The following is a 22,050-nucleotide window of genomic DNA, read 5'->3' on the forward strand; positions in this document are numbered from 1 at the left end:
ATAAAAAATCCGCCTTGGCAGCCGTGACTACTGGGGCGGAGCATTATAAATGGCTAAATTGCAGGCATGGATGCTTTGAATTTGCCATCATTTGAGCACAAAATTACTAAATCCGGCGCAAATTACCTGATCTTTGATACAATACGAAGAAAATACGTCGTGCTTACTCCGGAAGAGTGGGTGCGGCAGCATTTTGTGCATTACCTTATTAATACGCTTTCTTACCCTAAAAGTCTGATTAGCATTGAGCGGAGTGCCAACTTTAACAAGCTGCAGAAGCGCTCAGACCTATGTGTGTATAACCAGCAGGGGAAGCCTCACCTGCTGGTAGAGTGCAAAGCAACGCATGTACCCATCACGCAGGAAGTTGTGAAGCAGGTTTCAGTTTACAATCAAACGCTGCAGGCGCCGTATGTGGCAATTACCAATGGACTGGAGCATTTCTGCTGGCAGGTCGATTTCGGAACAAGGCAGTTTCAGCCCCTGCAGGAGATACCTGCTTTTAATTTTGAATAACTGAATTTTATATAATTTATTAAGCAAAATGTTAAGGTCATTCAATTATGCAAAATTTAGTCATTGTAAAAGTACAGCTTGTTTGCAATTATCCCGTTTGTGAAATACTGCACATACGCCTTTAACTGCTGTTCGGCTGTGGGGGCAGGGGGGGCAGGAGCCATGTCCGCAAGTGTGTAAAACCGCACTTGGTCATCCTGTGTCAGTTCGGTCACCTCATCCTGTTGCACCATAAACCAGGCGTTCCCACTATATAACAAGGCGCGGCCGGAGCTGTTGTCATCAAAGACAGATCGCCCGAATGGCAGTGCCTTATCTACTGAAATGTTCAGATAGTCTGTTACCGTCGGCATAATATCTGTATGCTGGACGACCTGCTTTTCGTTTACACTGTCCAAATTCTTGTCAGGATGAAACAGGAGCAAGGGCACACGGTAATGGCCTAACTCGTTTTGGTAAGCCGGAGAGATACTCTCCTGCGTATGATCAGCGGTGAGTATAAACAGGGTGTTCTCATACCAAGGTTCCCTGGAGGCGGCTGCAAAAAATGCCCGCAACGCAAAATCAGCGTACCCAATAGACTCATGGATATCCAGCTCTCCCTTTGGGAAACGACCTTTATACTTGTCTGGTATCGTGTAAGGCTGGTGCGAGCTCAAGGTGAAAAGGGTAGCCATAAAAGGCTCCTGAAAAGTAGTGAGTTCTTTGGATACATAGTGGAGGTAAGGTTCATCAAATATGCCCCACTGCCCATCGAAGTCGCTGGCACGAAGGGCTGTCGGGTATTCGTCTAAGCCGTAGTATTCCTGTATGCCTGCTGTCCGTGCGAAATCGTTGAAGCCCATCGTGCCGTTGGCCGCCCCATGAAACATGGCAGTGCGATAGCCTTCCTGCTGCAGGACATGACCTAAACCATAAATTTCATTTGCCTGATAGGGCGAGGTGATGAACGGCTCCTGCATCAGAGAGGGAATACTCGCCAGAATAGAAGGCAATGCCTCTATCGACTTCCGGCCATTTGCAAAAGCATTCTGAAACAGTACACCCTGTGTGGCCAGCGAGTCAAGAAAGGGGGTATAGCCTTGGCCATTGTTTAAGGCACCAGTATACTCAGCAGCAAAGCCCTCTAAAATAACAATGACTATGTTTTCCCGCTTCTGCTTTACATCCGGCTGCTTATACTGGTCAGGATTGAAAGGCAGTGCTGCCAGCAATTCCTCCTCAGTATTGTAGTAACGCTTCTCTTCTAGCTGTGCCTTTCCTACACTCTTAATAAAAGTAAAGGGAGTATTCAGTGTGAGGTGGCCGAGGGAGGTAGGCTCCAGCACAAAGGCGTGGCTCGGGCGCAGCGGTTTCAATTGCCAGCCACCCCGGATGCCTAACACGGCGAAGGCCGCTACCAATAACAAGCGCAGGCTGCGCTTCCAGGCATGAGCCGTAACAGCAGGTGCAGCAGGTTTTTCAGGGTACAGCTTTACGAGGCACAGCACCAGCAACAGGAAAGCAAGTCCGAGATACCAGTAGTTACTTAGCAATTGCCCGAGCTGATTTGTAATGTCATTTGTGATGGTAAAAAGCTCGTTGCTGGAGCGCCTTCCAATAAAACTGAAGAACTCCACATCCACCAAAGCCAGGGCGATAAAAGGCGCGTTAGAAAGCACAAACACCCACTTGAGCAGGCGCTGGTACTGTGGGTGCATCGTGTTGCCGGCTGGCAACAGTGAGAGCACAATAAACAGGCTGTTCGTAATGATGATGGCTGCTACATCAAAGCGCAGGCCATGCAGGAAAGCCAGGAGCGTTCCTGTTGCATCAGCTTCCGCAAATGTGCTGTAATGAAAGCAGAAGAAAACTACGCGCAACAGCATGTAAAGCCCCAGTATCAGGCTGAGGCGGCGAAGCAGTAGTTTAAAAGAGGTATCGAACATGAAGCTTTTATCTGTAAAGGTGCTCTATAGAGCACAAGGTGCTTTTATAATGGCTGCCCTGGCTCTTGCTTTACAAATTCTATGCAAAAATAAGAGCGCCTTCCTGACAATGTCAAAAAGGCGCTCGTTTTATAGGAATATCTTTGTTATAGCACGTTCTCAGCCGGTACAAACTTCAGGCCGAAGGCTTGTGCAACACCTTCGTAAACAACCTTGCCTTGTACCACGTTCAGGCCTTTCAGCAGCTCTGCGTTGTCGGTGCATGCTTTCTTCCAGCCTTTGTTGGCCAGTTGGATCGCGTATGGCAGTGTGGCGTTGGTAAGTGCTAGTGTAGAAGTATAAGGCACTGCACCCGGCATATTCGCCACGCAGTAATGTACCACATCATCAATAACATAGGTTGGGTTCTCGTGAGTAGTAGGCTTACAGGTTTCAATACAACCACCCTGGTCAACCGCAACATCCACTACCACTGTTCCCGGGCGCATCTGTTTCAGCATTTCACGTGTAATCAGGTGAGGAGCCTTCGCGCCTGGTATCAGTACCGCGCCTATAATCAGGTCGTGTGTTGACAGCAGCTCACGGATGTTATACTCATTGGACATGAAGGTGTTCACGTTCGCAGGCATGATGTCATCGAGGTAACGCAGGCGCTGCAGGTTGTTATCCATTATAGTAACATCAGCACCCATACCCGCCGCCATCTTAGCAGCATTCGTGCCTACCACACCACCGCCTAGGATCATTACTTTGGCTGGACGCACACCCGGTACGCCACCTAACAGAATGCCACGGCCCTGCATTGGCTTCTCCAGGTATTTAGCACCTTCCTGAATGGACATACGGCCTGCCACCTCAGACATCGGAATCAGCAACGGAAGCGTTCTGTCAGCTTTTTCTACTGTTTCGTAAGCAAGGCACACCGCTTTGCGCGCTATCATGGCATGCGTAAGAGGCTCGTAGGAAGCAAAGTGAAAATAAGTAAACAGCAATTGGTCTTCCTTTATAAGCGGGTACTCCAATTCAATCGGCTCCTTTACCTTAATGATCATTTCGGCTATGCCATATACCTCTTCGATGCTAGGAAGGATAGAAGCTCCGGCCCGAACGTAATCATCATCAGTAAACCCACTGCCGACGCCGGCAATAGTTTGTACATAGACAGTGTGGCCATTGCGCACCAGTTCAATCACGCCGGCAGGTGTAACCCCCACGCGGTTTTCGTTATTCTTGATTTCCTTTGGAACACCAATAATCATGTGTTTCTATTTATGTGGTTTTGAAATGCTGCGCAAAGATACCATAAGTATCCTGAAATAAAATACCCGCAGTCTACTACATTTTAGAAGGGTATAACAGGAGAAAAAATGCCTGAAATTAGTATAAAACAAAATAGGAGAGAGGGAAAAACGAAAGGCTTTAAAATGAAAAAAGGCAGTGATAAAATCACTGCCATTAGTACAAAATAAAACTATGAAAAAAACTATCTCTAAGGTGCGGGCTTATTTGCCTTCCCTTAACATATCCTGAGGTGCCTGCCGCTCTGTTACGTTCGCCTTAAGCGTTAGCCTGAGCGTGGGCACTATTATATCATTTGAAAGAACTGTTACTACCTCGTTTTGCTCTTCTAACACATTGGCACTGTATCTTAGTTCCAAAAGTGCTGTTTGTCCTGGTTTTAAAGAAGACTCTGAAACACGGTACTGCACACAGTTGCAGTCAGTCTTGATTCCCTGTATAACCAGCGGCTGGCGGCCGGTGTTTTTGATTTGGAACTTAGCAATTGCTTTTTGTCCTTTTTCAAGTTTACCGAAGTTATAGTTTGTGCTGCCAACTGCCAAACGCGGAGACATTATTTTTTGTTCCTGTGTAGGTACAGATATTAAATCTTTCGGCCCAACGTCACCTTTTATGTACAATACCTGAGTCGGCTCTTCAGCCGTAGAGGTAACTGTAATGGCTTTATGAAACGGACCCGGTCGGCCTGTACTATTGTATACTGCATTAATCACGCCAACTTTTCCTGGTAGTAAAGGTTCTTTTGTCCAGGTAGGTGTGGTGCAACCGCAGGCGGGCTGAACAGCGGAGATTATTACCGGCTGATCCCCCACATTTTTTACTCTAAACTCGTAAGTAGCTTGTGTGCCCTCTGCAATAGTACCGAAATCGTGGGTTTCTTTCTCAAAGCTTAGTTTGCCTTGTGCCTTTGCTGCACAGGCAGCAAACACAAAACAGAGCAGAGTTAAGAAGTAAAGCTTTCTGGTCATAAGCTGAAGAGCAAATTTTAAGCAAATAAAGTTTTGTAATGTTCAGGGCAAAACAAATATACAAAATTCTTTTTTAAAATAGGAAGTTACCCAAAGTGGCTACCCGTGCCAAGAGTTCCTGAATTTGAATTTAGGGGATTCTTCTGTACTTTTGAAGGGTAAAACACACTATTAGTCTAACTGTAGTCTAACTGATAAAACATGCAAACTGCTGAAGCGTCTATCACTCAAAAACTAACAGCTGAAGAGATCCTGAACGACTACCGTATTGGGTGGGAGAGCCGCCAAGCGAGTCTTGCCGGACGCAAAGAGGTGTTCATGGGCAAAGCGAAGTTCGGCATCTTCGGCGACGGGAAGGAAGTGGCACAGCTGGCGATGGCGAAATTTTTCATGCCCGGCGATTTCCGCTCCGGCTATTACCGCGACCAGACCCTGATGTTCGCGATAGGCGAGTTGACGCTGCAGCAGTATTTTGCGCAACTATATGCCCACACAGATGTAGAGGCAGATCCCTCCACAGCAGGCCGTGCCATGAATGGCCACTTCGGCACACGGTCTCTGGATGATGAGGGAAACTGGAAGAACCTGATGGAGATAAAAAACTCCAGCGCAGATATATCCCCTACCGCAGGGCAGATGCCGCGCCTCGTCGGGTTAGCCTATGCCTCGAAATTATATCGCCAAAATCCGCATCTGAAGCACCTGGAACAGTTCTCCGCTAACGGAAATGAAGTAGCTTTCGGCACCATCGGTAACGCATCTACCTCCGAGGGACCTTTCTTTGAGGCTATCAATGCGGCGGGTGTACTGCAGGTTCCGATGCTGGTTTCTGTCTGGGACGATGGCTACGGCATTTCGGTGCCAGCCGAGTACCAGACCACCAAAGGCAGTATTTCCGAGATTCTGGCCGGCTTCCAGCGCAACAGCGAGGAGGAGCAAGGGTACGAAATCTTCAAAGTTAAAGGCTGGGATTACATGGCGCTCTGCGAAACGTATGAGGCTGCTGTACGTGTTTGCCGTGAGCAGCACGTGCCGGTACTGGTGCATGTAGAGGAGATGACGCAGCCGCAAGGCCACTCTACTTCCGGTTCGCATGAGCGTTACAAGCCTGTGGAGCGCCTGAAGTGGGAAGAGGAGTATGATTGCCTGAAAAAAATGCGCGAGTGGATGCTGGAGAATGGCATTGCCACTGCAGAGCAAGTAGATAAAATTGAAGCAGAGGCAAAAGATGCTGTGCGTGCTGCCCGTGGCAAGGCATGGAGTGACTTTGCCGGCGCTATAAAAGATGACCATGACGAAGCACTGAAACTGCTGGATAACCTGGCAGCTGTCAGCGACCATGCAACTCAAATTGCCTCTATTGCTAAAGAGCTTCGTAAAATAGCTCCTCCTATTAGAAGCGACGCTGTGAAGGCTGTGCGTAAAGCGCTGCGCTTTGTGCGTGAAGAGCGCAGCCAGCCAAAACGCGAGTTAATCGGCTGGTTAGAGCAAGCCATGGGCGAAAACGCAGAGCGCTATAACTCCTACCTTTTTAGCCAGTCAGAGGAATCAGCGCTGTTGGTAGAGGAGGTAAAACCGGAGTTTGATGAGAACTCTACTTCAGTGGATGGCCGGGAGGTACTGCAGGCGTGCTTTGATGCTATGCTGGCCCGTGACCCACGCGTGTTCGCTATTGGTGAAGACGTAGGGTATATCGGTGATGTAAACCAGGCCTTTGCCGGCCTGCAGGAGAAGTATGGCGAATTGCGCGTAACAGATACCGGCATCCGGGAGTGTACCATCGTTGGGCAGGGGATAGGTGCCGCACTTCGTGGCCTGCGCCCTATTGCCGAAATACAGTACCTCGACTATTTGCTATACGCCATCCAGATACTGTCTGATGACCTGTCAACTTTACAGTACCGCACCAAAGGTGGACAAAAGGCACCGCTTATCGTGCGTACGCGGGGCCACCGCCTGGAGGGCATCTGGCATTCCGGTTCACCAATCGGCATGGTGCTTAACAGCCTTCGCGGAATGCACGTGCTCGTGCCACGTAGTATGACACAGGCAGCAGGGTTCTATAACACGCTGTTAAAGTCAGATGAGCCCGCTTTAGTGATCGAGTGTTTGAACGGCTATCGCCTGAAAGAGCGTATACCGAACAACATCGCGGAGTTTACCGTGCCGCTTGGCAAGCCTGAGATTCTGAAGGCGGGTACCGATATGACCATTGTGACTTATGGCTCTATGTGCCGCGTTGTGGTGGAGGCAGCCAAACAACTGGAAGAATACGGTATTTCGGCTGAGGTAATAGACGTGCAGACGCTGTTACCGTTCGATATCGACCATATGATTACAGATTCTATCCGGAAAACAAACCGGGTGCTGTTTACAGATGAGGACGTGCCTGGTGGTGCCACTGGCTATATGATGCAGCAGGTAGTGGATGAGCAGGGCGCATACCGTTGGCTGGATTCCAAGCCTCAGTGCCTGTCAGCACACGCGCACCGTCCTCCATACTCTTCTGATGGTGATTACTTTTCAAAGCCAAACGTGGAGGATGTATTCGAAACAGTGTATGATATGATGCATGAAGCTGACCCGGAAGCCTATCCTGCCATCTATTAAAGAGCTTTTAAAGAAAATATACCATAAAAAAACCTGGCAGTTTAACTGTCAGGTTTTTTTATGGTTAAGCTGTTTTATTTATTCCCCCTGAAATAGCACGACATCATCTGAATAAACCACGTTGCTCTTGTTCAGTGCTCTGTCATAAATGTATATTTCAAAGCGAACAGTATCCCTCGGGTCAAAAATGTCATTAGAGAAGTTGGTGAGGGTGTATCTTATCTCCCCTTCCAGGGTTTCGTCCTGGTCATCGTTGGAGAGGCGTGGAAAACGGCCGTTTAGGTTCAGGCTTGCTACCGGAAAAGGGTAAGGGACATAAATACTTCCCCGTTTGATTTGTAGATTTGCAAAAAAGTTGTTGAAATAAGGAGAACTTTGATCAAAAGGTGGCTGGAAATCAGGATCAGAATTGCCTGTAGGAGTCCTTCGGAGCCCTAAATTACCGTCACCATCCGTGAAATCCACAACCACTACCAGGGAGTCAAACGTAATTCTGTTCTTAGTATAGGTGTACTGGTCTACGCGATCGAACGTGATAGCAGGTTCATCGGGATAGTTTGGTTCCTCGCGGCAACCACTAACCAACAAGGCCAGCAGCAGCAGTGCTGCGCTATACTTTAGGAGGTATTTCATATAGGATATTAGAAAATGAAGCTAAATTTACTAAAACTAACGCAGGAAATATAGGATTTGTTGTATTCAATGGACTATAAAAAACATCATATCAGCCTGCTGCAGCAACAGGAGATTACAGACTTTAACACTGCTGCCCTGGACCTGTTCCGTTACCAGGCGCAGCACAATGCTGTTTACAGGTCATACATCCAGTATCTGGGTATAGAACAAAGCGCGGTACAGGTGCCGGAGCAGATTCCGTTTTTGCCGATTGAGTTCTTTAAGGAACACGAAGTAAAAACAGACGCTTTCGAGGCTGAGACTGTTTTTTACAGCAGCGGCACAACCCGGCAAACCCGAAGCCGCCACTTTGTGTCCGACCTTACATTGTATAATCACGTAACAGAGCGCACCTTTGAGAAGTTCTACGGACCGCTGCAAAGTTATGTCGTGCTGGCCCTGCTGCCGTCTTACCTTGAGCAGGGTGGTTCTTCGCTGGTGGCTATGGTTGACCATTTTGTTAAGAAGACGGGGCAGCAGGAGAACGGTTTTTACCTGCGCGAGCACGACAAATTGTTGCAGGCCCTGCGGCAGGCAAGGCAACGTGGAAAGAAAGTTTTGCTGATTGGAGTTTCCTACGCCTTGTTGGACCTGGCAGAAGAACTGAAAGGGCAGGAGGACTTTGGCGGCGTAATTGTAATGGAGACGGGAGGAATGAAGGGCCGCCGCCGCGAGATGATCCGGGAAGAGTTACACGCACAGCTAAAGAAGGGCTTTGGCGTTGATGCTATTCACTCCGAGTACGGCATGACAGAACTTCTCTCACAGGGTTATTCCAAAGGCGAAGGCATTTTCTGGCCCGGCTATACCATGCGCATCCTCCTCCGCGACCTTAACGATCCCTTCGATATCAGCCCTGAGCACCGCTCTGGCGGCATCAACGTGATAGATCTGGCTAATGTTGATTCCTGCGCCTTTATTGAGACCAAAGATATTGGACGTGTTCACACGGATGGCAGCTTTGAAGTGCTTGGGCGTTTCGACAACTCAGATATAAGAGGATGTAATTTACTTGTTGTCTGAGCATCTTTCCTGCATAGGGCGCGTTTAATAGAGGCATGGGTTACATAGTTTTTATTGCACTGGTAGCAGGCGTATGCCTGCTTTTTTATAGGTGGGCCACCCGCAAAACGCGCAGGCGCAAAAAAGTGCTGGCGCAGGAGTTCCCGGCAGAGTGGCGCAAAATTCTGATAGACCGGGTTGGCTTTTACCATACCCTGAAATCCGATGAAGACAAGCGGCGCTTTGAGAAGATGCTGCAACTCTTCCTGTCAGAGAAGCGGGTTACCGGCATAGATGTGGTGGTGGACAACCTGACGAAGGTATTGGTTGGCGCGAGTGCCATCATTCCTATCTTCGGTTTCCGGGATTGGGAGTACCAGAACCTGGGTGAGGTACTGGTGTTTCCGGGAAGCATCAAGCGCTATAAAAACGAAAACAATGAGGCGGTTTCAGAAGTGCTGGGGCGCGTAAACCCTTTCCAGAACGACCACTATGTAACCCTTTCCAAACCTGCGCTGGAGCGTGGCTTCAACGACATGGCCGATCGGAAGAATGTGGGCATCCATGAATTTGCCCATATGCTGGACCAGGCTGATGGAGAGATAGACGGTACACCGGAAGCTTATTTGCCAGACGATCTAATAAGGCCCTGGCAGGAACTGATGTACCGGAAAATAAAGAAAATCAAGCAAGGTAAATCCGATATCAATAACTATGGCGCTACCAGCGAGGCAGAATTCTTTGCCGTTGTTACGGAGTATTTCTTCGAGAAGCCCGACCAACTGGCTGAAAAGCATCCAGAGCTATACAAGCTGCTGACAGAGATTTTTCATCAGAAGAATATCAAGCGCCGATTCCGGATCAACTTTAAGGAGCTACTGAATCCCTACGGCAAACGCGTTGGCCGCAACGAACCTTGCCCCTGCGGTAGCGGCGAGAAGTATAAGAAGTGCTGCAGGCTTAAGAAGTCAGCAGCTTAGTTGTTCGTTAATTGCTGTTTGAGGAAGGGGAAAGACACTCGCTGGTACACACGCTGCGGGGGCGCGGCTATTCTTAACAATAAAAGGAGTGCAGGTTTCCCCAATTACGCTACTTGCTTCTTTACACATCAAGTAAACTTAGCAACAGTTATCAATTAACAATTTATCAATGCAAGGCTCCTAACCCTTCCTTCAGCCGCTGCATAGCCTCCTGTAATCTTGGTGTTTCGATGGCAAAGGACATGCGGGCATGGCCGGGAGCGCCGAAGTAGTCTCCGGGTACGAGTTCCAGATTGTGGCTTTCGCGGAGGTAACGGCAGAGGTCGACGGACGTAATAATCGTTTCACCGGACGGTGTTTCCCTGTTGAGGTGATGGCTGAAGTCAGGGAAGTAGTAGTAGGCGCCGTCGGGTGTATAGTACTTCACTTTCTGTATTTCGTCCAGCCCTTCCTGCATCAGCTGCCTGTTTTGCGCCAGCACCTCCAGCATAGGAGGGAGTGCCTGGTCTTGCTTTTCGATAGTAGCCAGTGCCGCGTCCTGCAGGAAAACACTCACGCCAGCCAGCGTGCTTCCCTGGAAATCAATACACTTTTTGATGACCTCTTCTGGCCCCAGCATATAGCCAAGGCGCCAGCCTGACATGGCAAAAGACTTGGAGAAGCCGTTTATAAGGAGGATTTTTTCTTCTTTTGCCCCCTTGCAGGAAAGGAGAGAAGTAAAAGGCCTGCTGTAAGTAACACGGTCATATATTTCATCTGACAGGATATATAAGTTCGGGAATTCGTTCGTCACCTCCAGCAGTGCCTCCAGTTCCTGTTTGGTATACACGCGACCGGTTGGGTTGCCGGGGTTTGTTAGTAAAAGTATACGGCTACGGCTGTTCAGGTTCTTGCGAAGTGCTTCCGGTGTTAACGTATAGTGCTCGGATAGCTGTGTCGGGAGAGGCACCAGCATCCCTTTGCTGTATTTCATCAGCTCATGAAACCCAAACCAGGCCGGTGTCGGCACCACCACCTCGTCTCCCTGGCACAGCAGTATAGTGAACAAATTGAACAGCGCCTGCTTGCTGCCAGGGGTAATTAGTACCTGCTCCGGCCTTACACTAAGTCCATCACTCTTGTATAAGTTGCAAATTGCCTGTCGCAGTTCAGGTGTTCCTTCGGTGGGGCCATAAAATGTTTTACCGGCTTGTAAAGAAGAGATGGCGGCTGCAGTGGCGGCTCCCGGGCTACGGAAATAGCTTGAGCCGGAGGCAAGGGAGATGTGTTCCATGGTAGGGTGGTAGATTTTCAGTTCTACGAGAGAAGTAGTTTATTAAAAGATATAAGCCGCTTTTGCTGTGTCTTTGATCAGCAAGCTGTTGGTGAGAACACACACCAGCGGCAGAACAGAGCTCAATAGCAATAAGGGCTATACAGCTCAACCCACAGTAAAAAGTACGTCAGCAAAGCGGCAGGCATCATCCTGAAACACCGTTTCAACACTGAAACCGCAGGCTTTCCCCAATTCCGACACCTGCTGCAGCGAATACTTGTGCGAATTTTCGGTATGAATGGATTCCCAGGCATCAAAATGAAAGGTTTGGCCAGTGTCTCGGATATACACATCCTGCTCCTTTTTGCTGACAAGGAAGCTGCGCATCACCCCCTCGTGCGGGTTGTAGATAGGGTAGTGGCGGAACTGTTCAACCTCAAAGTTGCCACCTAACTCTCTGTTAATGCGGCGCAGCAGGTTCAGGTTGAACTCAGCTGTTACGCCGGACGCATCGTTATAAGCGCTTAAAATTGTATCAGGGTCCTTACGCAGGTCGATGCCCATCAGTAGTTTATCCCCGGGGCTAAGGTTGCTGCAGATGCGCTGCAAAAAGTGTTTGCTTTCATCTGCTTTAAAGTTGCCGATGTTGGAACCCAGGAACAGCACGACCTTACGCTCGGACTTGTTTTCCTGCAGCCATTCCAGTGCCGGAAAATATTCTCCTACTACCGCCTGTACATCCACGGAAGGCATTTCCTGTTGCAGGCTATTACTGAGTTGCCGCATGGCGTCTCCGGATATATCCACGGGCACGTAATCGAAAGCGCTTTTCTGCTCATTCAGCTCCCGCAGCAGGATTTTAGTTTTCATGGCGTCGCCGGCACCCAAGTCAATCAAATGAAAAAAGCTATTTTCAGCAAACTGCTTCGCCATTTCCTGCCGGTTTTCCGTCAGCACTTTAAACTCACAGCGGGTCAGGTAGTACTCTGGCAGCGCCATAATGTCCTGGAAAAGCCTGCTGCCCGCGGCGTCGTAAAAGTAGCGCGAAGGCAGGGACTTTGGCTCCTGGCTGAGTCCCTCGGCCACAACCTTAGCAAAGGTTTCTGTACTGTTGGTACCGTCCTCTTGGCGGCTCAAATCTATCATGGGGGCTACTGTTGGAGTCAATTCCATCTGATTATTTTTGTGCAAGTCGGATGCCGTTGTACTGCCAGCGCTTATCGGGGTGAAAGAAATTGCGGTAGGTTGTCCGGATGTGGCTTTCAGAAGTGGCGCAGGAGCCGCCGCGCAGCACCATCTGGTTCAGCATAAACTTGCCGTTATACTCGCCAATGGCACCGGGTGCTTTCGTAAAGCCCGGGTAGGGGTGATAGGCGCTGTAGGTCCATTCCCATACATCGCCATACAGCTGTTGCAATCCTTCAGTTGAAGGGTCCGCGGCGGTAGGCTCCAGCAGCCCGCTCTCCACGAAGTTTCCTCCTGCAGGCGGGTATACCTGCGATGCCGCCTCCCATTCGAACTCTGTGAGCAGGCGCTTTCCAGCCCAGTTAGCATAGGCGTCTGCTTCATAAAAACTCAGGTGGCACACCGGGTCATTTGAGTTCACTTTCTCCAGTCCGTGCATTGTAAAGCGATGCCATTCATCTTCCTGCTTCACCCAGTATAGCGGTGCTTCCAGGTTCTGGCTGTTCACCAGCGCAAACCCCTCATCCAGCCAATGCCTAAAATCCTTATACCCGCCATCCTGCATAAACTCTAGGTACTCTCCATTGGTCACCAGCCTGTTCATGACTTGGAAACTTTCCAAAAGCACCTCATGCACGCCCAGTTCATTATCAAAACTAAAGCCCTCACCCTGGAAGCCGATGGTATACGTGCCACCCGGAACCTCTAAGAAAGTAGCTTTAGTTGCCTGATTATTATCTGGCTGCTGTTGCTGTGGCTTATAAACCGGCAGCAGCGGATTGGTGCTGAGGATATACTTGATGTCGGTGATGAGCAGCTCCTGGTGCTGCTGCTCATGCTGCAGGCCCAGCTGCAACAGGGGCAACAAGCCTGCTAGTTTCTCTTCATCCAGTTGCTGGAAAAGACGCTGCATGTGCTCGTCCACGTGTTGGCGGTAAGCGTAAATGTCGCGCAGTGGCGGGCGAGTGAGGGTGCTGCGCTGGTCGCGCTGCACACGGCTGCCCACGCTGTTATAGTAGGAGTTGAAGAGGTAGCTGTATTGCTTGTGAAAAAGCTTATAGCCCGGCAGGTACGGCTGCAGCAGGAACGTTTCAAAGAACCAGCTGGTATGTGCCATGTGCCATTTGGGAGGACTTACATCTATAATGGGTTGTACCACGGTGTCTTCCGGTTCCAGCGGCTGGCAAACAGATTCAGTGCGGGCCCGAATCTGTTGGTATTGCTGTATGGTTTGTTGTGTGGCAGGTGCTGTAAAAATGGTGCTCATATATTTCTGTTGGTTGGGCTTATTTTACCTCTTAAGGTAATGGCTTTAGATTTGAACAAGTGTAGAGGCCGCAGGTTTAGAAATTTCACCGTAACATAGTAAAAGTTGCCGTACTGTGAGACAGCAGCTACAGGTGCTCAGTTAAAGCGTACGAGATTAATTTAAAATAATTAGCTACCGTATGCTTCTACTTGAATCTTCATCTACGTCAGAATTGCCGTTTATGGTTTATCTTGCCACAAAAACAACAGCAGCAACACATGAGTCTCAACCTGAGCTATACGCCCCACACCCTGCAGTTTAAGTTTGACGCCCGCACCTCGCGCGGTGCCATTTCAGAGCACAAGCTTTATTACGTGAACTTATGGCAGGAGCATGCACCGGAAATAATAGGAGTAGGAGAATGCGCGCCGCTGGCCGGACTGAGCATCGATGACCGCCCTGACCTGGAGCAGAAGCTACAGGAGGTGATGCAATTGGTAAATGGACAGCAGGTACAGCTGCAGGCGGAAAAGCCACTGCCGAAGGAGTTGCAACTGCAGGAGTGGCCGGCGCTGCGTTTTGCCTTGGAAACGGCGCTGCTCGATTTGCAGCACGGCGGCCGGCGCCATCTGTATAACAATGCTTTCAGCCGCGGGGAGGCCGGCATTCCCATTAACGGCCTCATCTGGATGGGCGACAGTCGCTTTATGCAGGCGCAGATAGAGAAGAAACTGAAGGAAGGCTACAGCTGCCTGAAACTTAAAATAGGTGGGTTGGATTTTGTGCAGGAACTGGAGATACTTCAAAGTATACGCGAGGTAGCTGGCGCGCAGGAGTTAACAGTGCGTGTAGATGCCAACGGTGCCTTTTCGCCGCAGGAGGCTTATAAAAAGCTGGAGCGGCTGGCTCGCTACGAGCTTCATTCCATTGAGCAGCCCATCAGGCAGGGGCAGCATGAAGCCATGGCGCAACTCTGTGCCTATACGCCTGTGCCCATTGCCTTAGATGAGGAACTGATAGGTGTGCAGCAGCCGGAGGGAAAAGTTGCTTTGCTGGAAAAAATAAACCCGCAGTACATTATTCTGAAGCCAACGCTGCTAGGCGGCCTCGCTGCCAGCGCTGAATGGATAGAGTTGGCGGAAGCACACAGCATCGGCTGGTGGATAACCTCTGCGCTAGAGTCCAACATCGGCCTCAACGCCATCAGCCAGTTCACCGCCAACTACTACATCACCATGCCGCAGGGACTGGGCACCGGACAGCTTTACCACAACAACATCCCATCAGCACTGCAGATAGAGCAGGGGCAGTTGTGGTATAGAGGGGAGGAGTTGTAATACTACTACCGCAAGTTTACAATTTGCGGTAGTATAGAGAACAAAACCAAGCCATGCAAGTTGAGAACATGTTTCAAAAAAAGCTCTAAGCTGAAATCTTGAGGCAATAGGTCCAGACCAGCAAGTAAAACTTATACCTTACTCTGGCCTAGAAAAGACTTTCTCATGTATAAATCTTTCGTCTGTCAGCGTGTGGAGGAAGGCAATGAGTTTTCGCTTATCTGATTCCGATTTCCGATATAGGGATTCCTAGCTGGCCACGATGCTATAACTCTGCAGCTAAAGTGGGATGATACGGCTATACCTGACATGTGATGGTCCAGCACCTCCTCCAGCGTCTGGAAACGACCGTCGTGCATATAAGGGGCGGTTAAAGCGTGGTCGCCTGTAGTTCGTGTACAGCCTCTGCTATATCCTGGTGCAGTTCATCATGGTTTTCGATGGGGCCACGCGCCTGCTCTTCCAGGCTAAAGGTGCCGCCATCCCAGTTAAACTGGTTAAACCATAGCATGTTGGCCAGCGACATCGCGCCTCGCCGGTGCGCAATGCCGTCAATACCTACCGCCAGCGCCTTGCCGTCGGTAAAGGCTTTGGTCTGCTGGTGGCAGTTGCCGCACGACATGGTGTTATTGCCGGAAAGTTTCTTCTCATAAAACAGGTGCCGCCCCAACTCCACGCCCTCTTCAGTTAAGGCATTGTCTGGCGGCACGGTAAAGCGCTCCGGAATATGACTCGGAATCGTCAGTTGATAGGGTGTAGGGGGCGTAAGGCTCCACTTTAGGCTCCGTTTCCTTGTCCGGAGAACAGGCAAAGGAAAGCGGGATGACTGCCAGGTAGAGTACGTTACAAAAAGCTGCCATACTTGATCTGCTTGCTGCTATAAGGGGAGAACGTAAATATTCATAAATCAATTGTATCGAATCAGTATTGCCTGGAACTGCAGGTCAGGGAGTGTTCCGTTACAGAACCATTGATAGCCTTGTTGTCTGTTAGCCTGATGCCTGGTTCTAATTTTAAGCGAAAGGAAGGTTATCGCAGCGATTTAGTGACAAGTCCTTTGCCTCCCAGTTCCTTAATATACAGCCTACACCATGCATTGGCAACCGAGAAAACCGGCGAAGCGTAGGGTATAACATATTCATTCACCTTATCCAGCATAACCTATGCCTACTGAACAGTACCATGAACCAGCCCACGAGTTGTCAGACAGCACCCGTACCTTTGTGCGCATGATCACCTCCGTTATTGAAGAAGCCGAAGCCATTAGTTGGTATGAGCAGCGTATATCGGTAGAGAAAGACGAAGAGGCGAAAGCCATTATGAAAAATGCGCAGAACGAGGAATTTAAGCACTTCGGTATGGACCTGGAGTTTCTGCTGCGCAAAAAGCCTGCTTGGCGTGAGATGATGCAAACCATCCTCTTTACAGAAGGTGATATTGTGGAAAGAGGGGAAGAGGCAGAAGATTAGTCCATTATTTCTGTATAGCCAGATTCAAACAGGCAGTTACTTCTATTTCGATGACTGTAGTTGAAGTATTATGTTAAGTTATGCTTTAGTTAAAAGTAAGGCAGCGATTCGCCAGAGCAGGTAGGGTAGTGATGTCTTTGCTGGTGCGGGAGTATCCTAGCAACACAAGCTATGCTCAGACGCCTGAACAAGCATGCAGCGGCACTTGAGTCTGAACTAAGTAGTTGCCACAGCGCAGTTAAGTTCGACATATGTAGTATAACTATCATATTTACAAATACTCCCCCCGCAGCACCTGCGCCACTTTAACCATGCCGGTGCTGGCTTTCTCCTCGTAGCGGTGCAGGTTGGGGCGACGACGCATTTCAGGGAGGATAGGGTCTACTACAAAAATGGGCACGTTGTCGGGTACAAAGTCCACGAGGCCGGCGGCTGGGTATACCACCAGCGAAGTGCCTACCACCAGAAAGATATCGGCTTGCATCGTCTCCTGCATTGCCTGCTCCATCATAGGTACCGGCTCCCCAAACCATACAATGTTAGGCCGTAATTGCGACCCGCGCGAGCACTTATCGCCTTTCTTCAGTTCCCAGCCTTTCATGGGGTATATAAGCGAGGGGTCCAGGGTGCTGCGACTTTCAAACAATTTGCCGTGCAGGTGAAGGACGTTGCTGCTGCCTGCGCGTTCATGCAGGTTATCTACGTTCTGAGTGATAATGCGCACATCAAAATCCTTCTCCAGGTCAGCAAGCGCTTGATGGCCGGCGTTAGGTGCTACGCTATGGGCGTTTTTCCGACGCTGGTTATAAAAGTCGAGCACCAGGTCCGGGTTTTTGCGCCAGCCCTGCGGCGAGGCCACCTCCATCACATCATGCCCTTCCCAAAGCCCATTTGCATCCCGGAACGTGGCAATGCCGCTTTCGGCACTGATTCCGGCTCCTGTTAATACCACCAGTCGTTTTTTCATCTTATACTACATTTGATTTACACTCATACCTCTATACCCTAACTATTCTGCTTGCGTTGCCTCCTGCCAGTGCTGTTCCACCCTAGGAGTTTTGCAGACATTAAGAGCTAATAATCAAACTGCTACAATGATCAGAAGAAGAATCTTTAAAATAAAATACTAAAATATTTAGCATAAAATATAGCTAATACTAATTTAATTCGTAAAATAGCGGTATGAAAGCAGAAGTTATACTCATAGACAGACCGGATGTGATGCAGTTACATGATATGACAGCGCATCGCTTAGAATTATTTTCATCGGCCGTGCAGGCGGGCTTTCCAAGCCCCGCAGCAGATTACGATGCGGAGCCGATTGACCTGAACGCGTATATCACGCAGAATCCAACGGCTACTTTTCTGGCGCGTGTGGAGGGTGACTCCATGATTGGAGCGCATATAGAGCCCGGAGACCTCGTGGTGATAGACCGTTCTCTGAAGGCGACGAGCGGGCGCATTGTACTGGCGTTTGTAGCCGGTGAGTTCACAATTAAACGTTTAATAGACAAACCCGATGGTGCTTACCTGGAGCCTGAAAACCCGAAGTACAAGAGTATTCGGATTAACCACCCGGACATGGGCCGGATTTGGGGTGTAGTAGTGGGCATCGTTAAAAAAGTGTAATGCATGACAACAACTCTACGTTTCGCCCTGGTAGACTGCAACAGTTTTTATGTATCCTGTGAGCGGGTTTTTCGGCCTGAATTGGAAGATGTGCCGGTGGTGGTGCTCAGCAACAACGACGGCTGCGTGATTGCCCGGTCTGATGAGGCCAAAGCCCTTGGTATAAAAATGGGTATGCCTTACTTCCAGTTGAAAGATTTGATAAAGCGGGAGCGGGTGGAGGTGTTCAGCTCCAACTATGAACTTTACGGCGATATGTCGCGACGCGTGGTGAGTACGCTGTCGCAGTTTACCCCCAACCTGGAAATCTACTCTATCGACGAATGCTTTCTGGACCTGAGCCACCTGAAGCCGGAGGAGGTGGAGGAGTGGGGGCGCAGCGTCCGGGAGACAGTGAAGAAGTGGACCGGTATACCTGTGTCGGTGGGGGCGGCGGGAACAAAGACGTTGGCCAAGTTGGCTAACAGGCTGGCAAAAAAACGAGCGGAGGCAGGTGGCGTGCTGGCACTTCATACAGCAGCCGAAACGGAGGAGGCGCTGCGGAAAACACCTGTCGGAGACGTGTGGGGCATCGGGCGGCAGCATGCGAAGCGGTTGCAGCAGCTGAACGTGACGACCGCCTGGGATTTGAGCAGAATGCCGGATGGCTGGGTAAAGAAAAACATGGCTGTAACCGGGCTGCGCACGCTGCTGGAACTCCGGGGGCAGCCTTGCCAGGACCTGGAGCTGGAGACGCCGGACAAGAAAAATATCTGCACCTCGCGCTCTTTTGGCAGGCCGCTCACGGAGTTGTGCGATATAGAAGAGGCGCTCTCTACACATACTGTGCGCTGCGCCACCAAGCTGCGCAGGCAGAACAGCTGCGCCAGCGGTGTCACGGTTTTTCTGATGACGAACCGCTTTGCCGTAACGGAGCATGTGTACTGTAACAGCCGCACCATACAACTGCCGCAGCCCACCAACAGTGAACTTGAATTGCTGCCGCGCGCCATGCACCTGTTGAAAGATATGTTCCGGCCCGGCAAGCGCTATGTAAAGGTCGGTATCATCTTAAATGGCCTTGTGCCGGCATCGGAGGTGCAGCTGGATTTGTTCAGTAACCAGAACGGGGAAAAGCACAGCAAATTGATGGACACCCTGGACACCCTGCGCCAGCGTTTCGGCCATCATGCGCTGAAATATGCGGTACAGGGAAATAAAAATGAAAAAGACGTTGAAGAAGAGAAAAGAGCTCCCTGGATGCTGCAAAAGAAGTTCTTATCCAGCCCATATACCACATCTTTAAAAGGTTTGCTGCGCATTAAAGCGTAAAAAGCCACTCCTGGCTGGGAGTGACTTTTTATATGGAAATGCTTTGTTATTTAACAGTCTTCTTCTTTGCCGCTGCTTTGGCTGCCGTTGTTTTAGCCGAGGCTTTTTTCGGGGTAGCTTTTTTTGCAGTTGCAGCTTTCGCTTTGGCAGCCGGTTTCTTGGCAGGCGTATCGGCGTCTGCTTTTTTCTTGAAGCCGCCGCGTCCTTTTTTCTCCGGTGTCGCCTCCGCTAAATCCAGGCATTCCTGCAAAGTTAATTCGCTTGGCTCTTTGCCTTTCGGAATTTTTACGTTCTTCTTGCCCGCCACAATGTAAGGGCCGTAGCGGCCATTGAGCACCTGAATATCCGGGTTTTCGTCAAAAGACTTAATAAGCTTTTCGGCATCGGCTTTGCGCTTGGCCTGTATAAGGTCAACCGCTTCATCAGCCGTTACCAGCATCGGGTCCAGGGTTTTTGGCAGGGAGTAGAACTTGCCCTCGTGGCGGATGTATGGTCCGAAGCGACCAATGGCGGCTGTCATTTCTTTGTCCTCGAAGGTGCCCACAATGCGCGGCAGCTTGAATAGGTCCAGCGCGTCTTCCAGCGTAAGGCTCTCTACAAACTGGCCTTTGCGCAAGCTAGCGTATACCGGCTTCTCACCAGTTTCTTCGTTTTCCTCACCCAACTGCACATAAGGGCCGTAGCGGCCAAGCTTCGCCAGGATGGTTTTGCCTGTCGCAGGGTCTGCACCTAATTCTCTTGCCCCGGAGACATCCGCCCTGTTGATGCTTTCACTCGACTCGATGCGCTGGTGGAATTTCTGGTAGAACTGGTCCAGCATGGTTTCCCATTGCTGCTGGCCCTGCGCAATCTCATCAAACTCAGCCTCCACACGTGCGGTAAAGGAGTAGTCGATTACGTTCGGGAAGTGCTCCACCAGGAAATCGTTCACCACCATGGCCGTGTCCGTCGGGAAGAGCTTTGCTTTCTCAGCGCCTGTAATCTCGGTTTTGGTTTGGGTCGTGATGTTGTCGCTTTTCAGCGTCAGCACCTGATAGTTGCGCTCTTTCCCTTCACGGGCGTCTTTTTCCACATAGCCGCGCTTCTGTATGGTAGATATGGTAGGCGCATAGGTAGAAGGACGACCAATGCCCATTTCCTCCAACTTCTTCACAAGGCTGGCTTCTGTATAACGTGCGGCGGGGCGGGTGAAGCGTTGCGTGGCCAGCATCTGGCGCAGGCTAATAGCCTGCCCGATGCTCAGCGGCGGCAGCATACCTTTCACATCCTCATCAGCACCCTCCTCATCATCGTCTTTCGACTCGATGTATACTTTTAGGAAACCTTCAAATTTGATGACTTCGCCGGTAGCCTGCAATTTCTGGTTTGGCTGCGTAGAGACACCAATCGTTACTGTGGTTTTCTCTATCTGGGCATCCGCCATTTGCGAGGCGATGGCACGCTTCCAGATCAGTTCGTACAGGCGCTGCTCGTTGCGGTCGCTGCTGGCCACCATCTGCGAGAAATCCGTAGGGCGAATGGCTTCGTGTGCCTCCTGTGCCCCGGCAGATTTGGTTTTAAAATGACGCACCTTCACAAACTGCTCTCCGAAAGAGCGGTTTATCTCTCTCGTGGCTCCTTGTATCGCCTCTTCCGAAAGGTTCAACGAGTCGGTACGCATATAAGATATTTTACCGGCCTCGTACAGGCGCTGCGCCACCGTCATGGTTTGCGCTACCGAAAAGTACAGTTTGCGGCTGGCTTCCTGCTGTAGGGTAGAGGTGGTGAATGGAGGAGCCGGGCTGCGCTTCAGTGGCTTTTTCTCCAGGTTCTCAATAGTATAGTCGGCCCCCACGCATTGCTGCAGAAAGGCTTGTGCTTCTTGTTCTGTTTTAAACTTAGTAGGCAGTTCCGCCTCCAGCGCCTTGCCCTGCACATCAAAGCTCGCGGTGATGCGGAAAGATGCCTCGGCCTGGTGGCGATCAATCTCACGCTCCCGCTCTACCACCAAACGAACCGCCACCGACTGTACACGTCCGGCAGAAAGACCTGTTTTTATCTTTTTCCAAAGCACAGGAGAGAGTTCAAAACCCACCAGGCGGTCCAGTATGCGGCGTGCCTGTTGTGCGTTCACCAGGTCCATGTCGATGCCACGCGGTGTGCTGATGGCGTTGAGGATGGCGCTTTTGGTGATCTCGCGGAACACAATGCGGCGCGTTTTGGCATCGTTCAGGTTCAGCGCCTCGGTCAGGTGCCACGAAATGGCCTCACCCTCGCGGTCATCATCCGATGCCAGCCAAACTATATCAGCTTCTTTTGCGAGCTTGCGTAGCTGTGCCACCACCTCTTTTTTGTCACTGGACACGACATAGGTCGGCTTAAAGCCATGCTCAATGTCGATGGCATTATTACCCTTCGGCAGGTCCCGTACGTGGCCGAAACTCGACTTCACAGTGAAGTCCTTCCCCAGGTATCCTTCGATTGTCTTTGCCTTTGCAGGCGACTCTACTATAACTAAGTTTTTTGTCATGCTTTATATTTACAGGCGGGCAAATCCAGATTTGCCCAAAGTTCAGTCTTTTTTTCTAACAATTACAACCTCAACCGTAGAACATAGGTTTAACAAGGAGCTAAAAAGCCCGATTTTATTTATATTCA

At 50.1% G+C, this 22,050-nt stretch carries 19 protein-coding genes; 8 read left to right on the forward strand and 11 right to left on the reverse strand.

Translation table 11 applies throughout. The features are described from left to right. The first annotated feature begins 66 nt into the window (after window positions 1-66). Window positions 67-516: a type I restriction enzyme HsdR N-terminal domain-containing protein gene (locus tag E1919_RS06620; protein WP_162052568.1), complete on the forward strand. Its 450-nt coding sequence runs from the start codon at window positions 67-69 to the stop codon at window positions 514-516. Window positions 517-572: 56 nt separating this feature from the next. On the opposite strand, the gene E1919_RS06625 is transcribed toward E1919_RS06620, so the two are convergent. The 3 genes from E1919_RS06625 to E1919_RS06635 form a co-directional block, all read right to left on the reverse strand. Continuing rightward, window positions 573-2,444 (reverse strand): LTA synthase family protein, encoded by a 1,872-nt coding sequence (locus E1919_RS06625; protein WP_162052569.1) that lies wholly within the window; start codon window positions 2,442-2,444, stop codon window positions 573-575. A 146-nt stretch (window positions 2,445-2,590) separates the two neighbouring features. Then, complete coding sequence (gene ald / locus E1919_RS06630) at window positions 2,591-3,703, reverse strand: alanine dehydrogenase (RefSeq protein WP_162052570.1); 1,113 nt, start codon at window positions 3,701-3,703, stop codon at window positions 2,591-2,593. A 243-nt stretch (window positions 3,704-3,946) separates the two neighbouring features. Next, entirely contained in the window at window positions 3,947-4,711 is a 765-nt protein-coding gene (locus tag E1919_RS06635) for a DUF1573 domain-containing protein (protein WP_237144063.1), read from the reverse strand. Between the two features lie 201 nt (window positions 4,712-4,912). Here E1919_RS06635 and E1919_RS06640 point away from each other — a divergent pair, with 201 nt between their 5' ends. Next, entirely contained in the window at window positions 4,913-7,321 is a 2,409-nt protein-coding gene (locus E1919_RS06640; RefSeq protein ID WP_162052571.1) for an alpha-ketoacid dehydrogenase subunit alpha/beta, read from the forward strand. A 78-nt stretch (window positions 7,322-7,399) separates the two neighbouring features. Here the strand turns inward: E1919_RS06640 and E1919_RS06645 are convergent, their stop codons facing one another. Further along, a complete protein-coding gene (locus E1919_RS06645; RefSeq protein ID WP_162052572.1) occupies window positions 7,400-7,954 on the reverse strand; it encodes a hypothetical protein in 555 nt (184 codons plus the stop codon). A gap of 69 nt (window positions 7,955-8,023) precedes the next feature. Here E1919_RS06645 and E1919_RS06650 point away from each other — a divergent pair, with 69 nt between their 5' ends. Both E1919_RS06650 and E1919_RS06655 read left to right on the forward strand, forming a co-directional pair. Next, window positions 8,024-9,019 (forward strand): acyl-CoA synthetase family protein, encoded by a 996-nt coding sequence (locus E1919_RS06650; protein ID WP_162052573.1) that lies wholly within the window; start codon window positions 8,024-8,026, stop codon window positions 9,017-9,019. A 35-nt stretch (window positions 9,020-9,054) separates the two neighbouring features. Beyond that, entirely contained in the window at window positions 9,055-9,978 is a 924-nt protein-coding gene (locus E1919_RS06655; RefSeq protein WP_162052574.1) for a M90 family metallopeptidase, read from the forward strand. A 166-nt stretch (window positions 9,979-10,144) separates the two neighbouring features. On the opposite strand, the gene E1919_RS06660 is transcribed toward E1919_RS06655, so the two are convergent. The 3 genes from E1919_RS06660 to egtB all read right to left on the reverse strand — a co-directional run bounded on the left by E1919_RS06660 (window position 10,145) and on the right by egtB (window position 13,685). Next, a complete protein-coding gene (locus E1919_RS06660) occupies window positions 10,145-11,251 on the reverse strand; it encodes a pyridoxal phosphate-dependent aminotransferase (protein WP_162052575.1) in 1,107 nt (368 codons plus the stop codon). A gap of 147 nt (window positions 11,252-11,398) precedes the next feature. Continuing rightward, window positions 11,399-12,406 (reverse strand): L-histidine N(alpha)-methyltransferase, encoded by a 1,008-nt coding sequence (egtD, locus tag E1919_RS06665; RefSeq protein ID WP_162052576.1) that lies wholly within the window; start codon window positions 12,404-12,406, stop codon window positions 11,399-11,401. A 4-nt stretch (window positions 12,407-12,410) separates the two neighbouring features. Continuing rightward, window positions 12,411-13,685, reverse strand: coding sequence for an ergothioneine biosynthesis protein EgtB (egtB, locus tag E1919_RS06670; RefSeq protein ID WP_162052577.1), 1,275 nt, complete (start codon window positions 13,683-13,685; stop codon window positions 12,411-12,413). A 260-nt stretch (window positions 13,686-13,945) separates the two neighbouring features. Here egtB and E1919_RS06675 point away from each other — a divergent pair, with 260 nt between their 5' ends. Beyond that, complete coding sequence (locus tag E1919_RS06675; protein WP_162052578.1) at window positions 13,946-15,004, forward strand: o-succinylbenzoate synthase; 1,059 nt, start codon at window positions 13,946-13,948, stop codon at window positions 15,002-15,004. Between the two features lie 370 nt (window positions 15,005-15,374). Here E1919_RS06675 and E1919_RS06680 read toward each other — a convergent pair whose 3' ends face one another. Together E1919_RS06680 and E1919_RS06685 are read right to left on the reverse strand one after the other, a co-directional pair. Next, a complete protein-coding gene (locus tag E1919_RS06680) occupies window positions 15,375-15,713 on the reverse strand; it encodes a cytochrome-c peroxidase (protein WP_162052579.1) in 339 nt (112 codons plus the stop codon). Further along, a complete protein-coding gene (locus E1919_RS06685; protein WP_162052580.1) occupies window positions 15,688-15,864 on the reverse strand; it encodes a hypothetical protein in 177 nt (58 codons plus the stop codon). Before E1919_RS06685 ends, E1919_RS06680 begins: the two co-directional genes overlap by 26 nt. 303 nt (window positions 15,865-16,167) lie before the next feature. Here E1919_RS06685 and E1919_RS06690 point away from each other — a divergent pair, with 303 nt between their 5' ends. Then, a complete protein-coding gene (locus E1919_RS06690) occupies window positions 16,168-16,473 on the forward strand; it encodes a ferritin family protein (RefSeq protein ID WP_162052581.1) in 306 nt (101 codons plus the stop codon). Window positions 16,474-16,744: 271 nt separating this feature from the next. Here E1919_RS06690 and E1919_RS06695 read toward each other — a convergent pair whose 3' ends face one another. Beyond that, window positions 16,745-17,440 (reverse strand): SIR2 family NAD-dependent protein deacylase, encoded by a 696-nt coding sequence (locus E1919_RS06695; protein WP_162052582.1) that lies wholly within the window; start codon window positions 17,438-17,440, stop codon window positions 16,745-16,747. Window positions 17,441-17,655: 215 nt separating this feature from the next. Between E1919_RS06695 and E1919_RS06700 the strand changes: the two genes are divergently transcribed. Both E1919_RS06700 and E1919_RS06705 read left to right on the forward strand, forming a co-directional pair. Beyond that, the gene (locus E1919_RS06700; protein WP_237144064.1) at window positions 17,656-18,102 is read left to right on the forward strand and encodes a LexA family protein; all 447 of its coding nucleotides are present in this window, start codon (window positions 17,656-17,658) and stop codon (window positions 18,100-18,102) included. Window positions 18,103-18,105: 3 nt separating this feature from the next. Then, window positions 18,106-19,413 (forward strand): Y-family DNA polymerase, encoded by a 1,308-nt coding sequence (locus E1919_RS06705; RefSeq protein ID WP_162052583.1) that lies wholly within the window; start codon window positions 18,106-18,108, stop codon window positions 19,411-19,413. 46 nt (window positions 19,414-19,459) lie between these two features. Here E1919_RS06705 and topA read toward each other — a convergent pair whose 3' ends face one another. Continuing rightward, window positions 19,460-21,922 carry a type I DNA topoisomerase gene (gene topA / locus E1919_RS06710; protein ID WP_162052584.1) on the reverse strand — a complete coding sequence of 821 codons (2,463 nt, stop codon included), beginning with the start codon at window positions 21,920-21,922 and terminating at the stop codon, window positions 19,460-19,462. Window positions 21,923-22,050: the final 128 nt, after the last annotated feature.

The sequence above is a fragment of the Pontibacter pamirensis genome, assembly GCF_010015475.1.
Taxonomy (GTDB): Bacteria; Bacteroidota; Bacteroidia; order Cytophagales; family Hymenobacteraceae; genus Pontibacter; species Pontibacter pamirensis.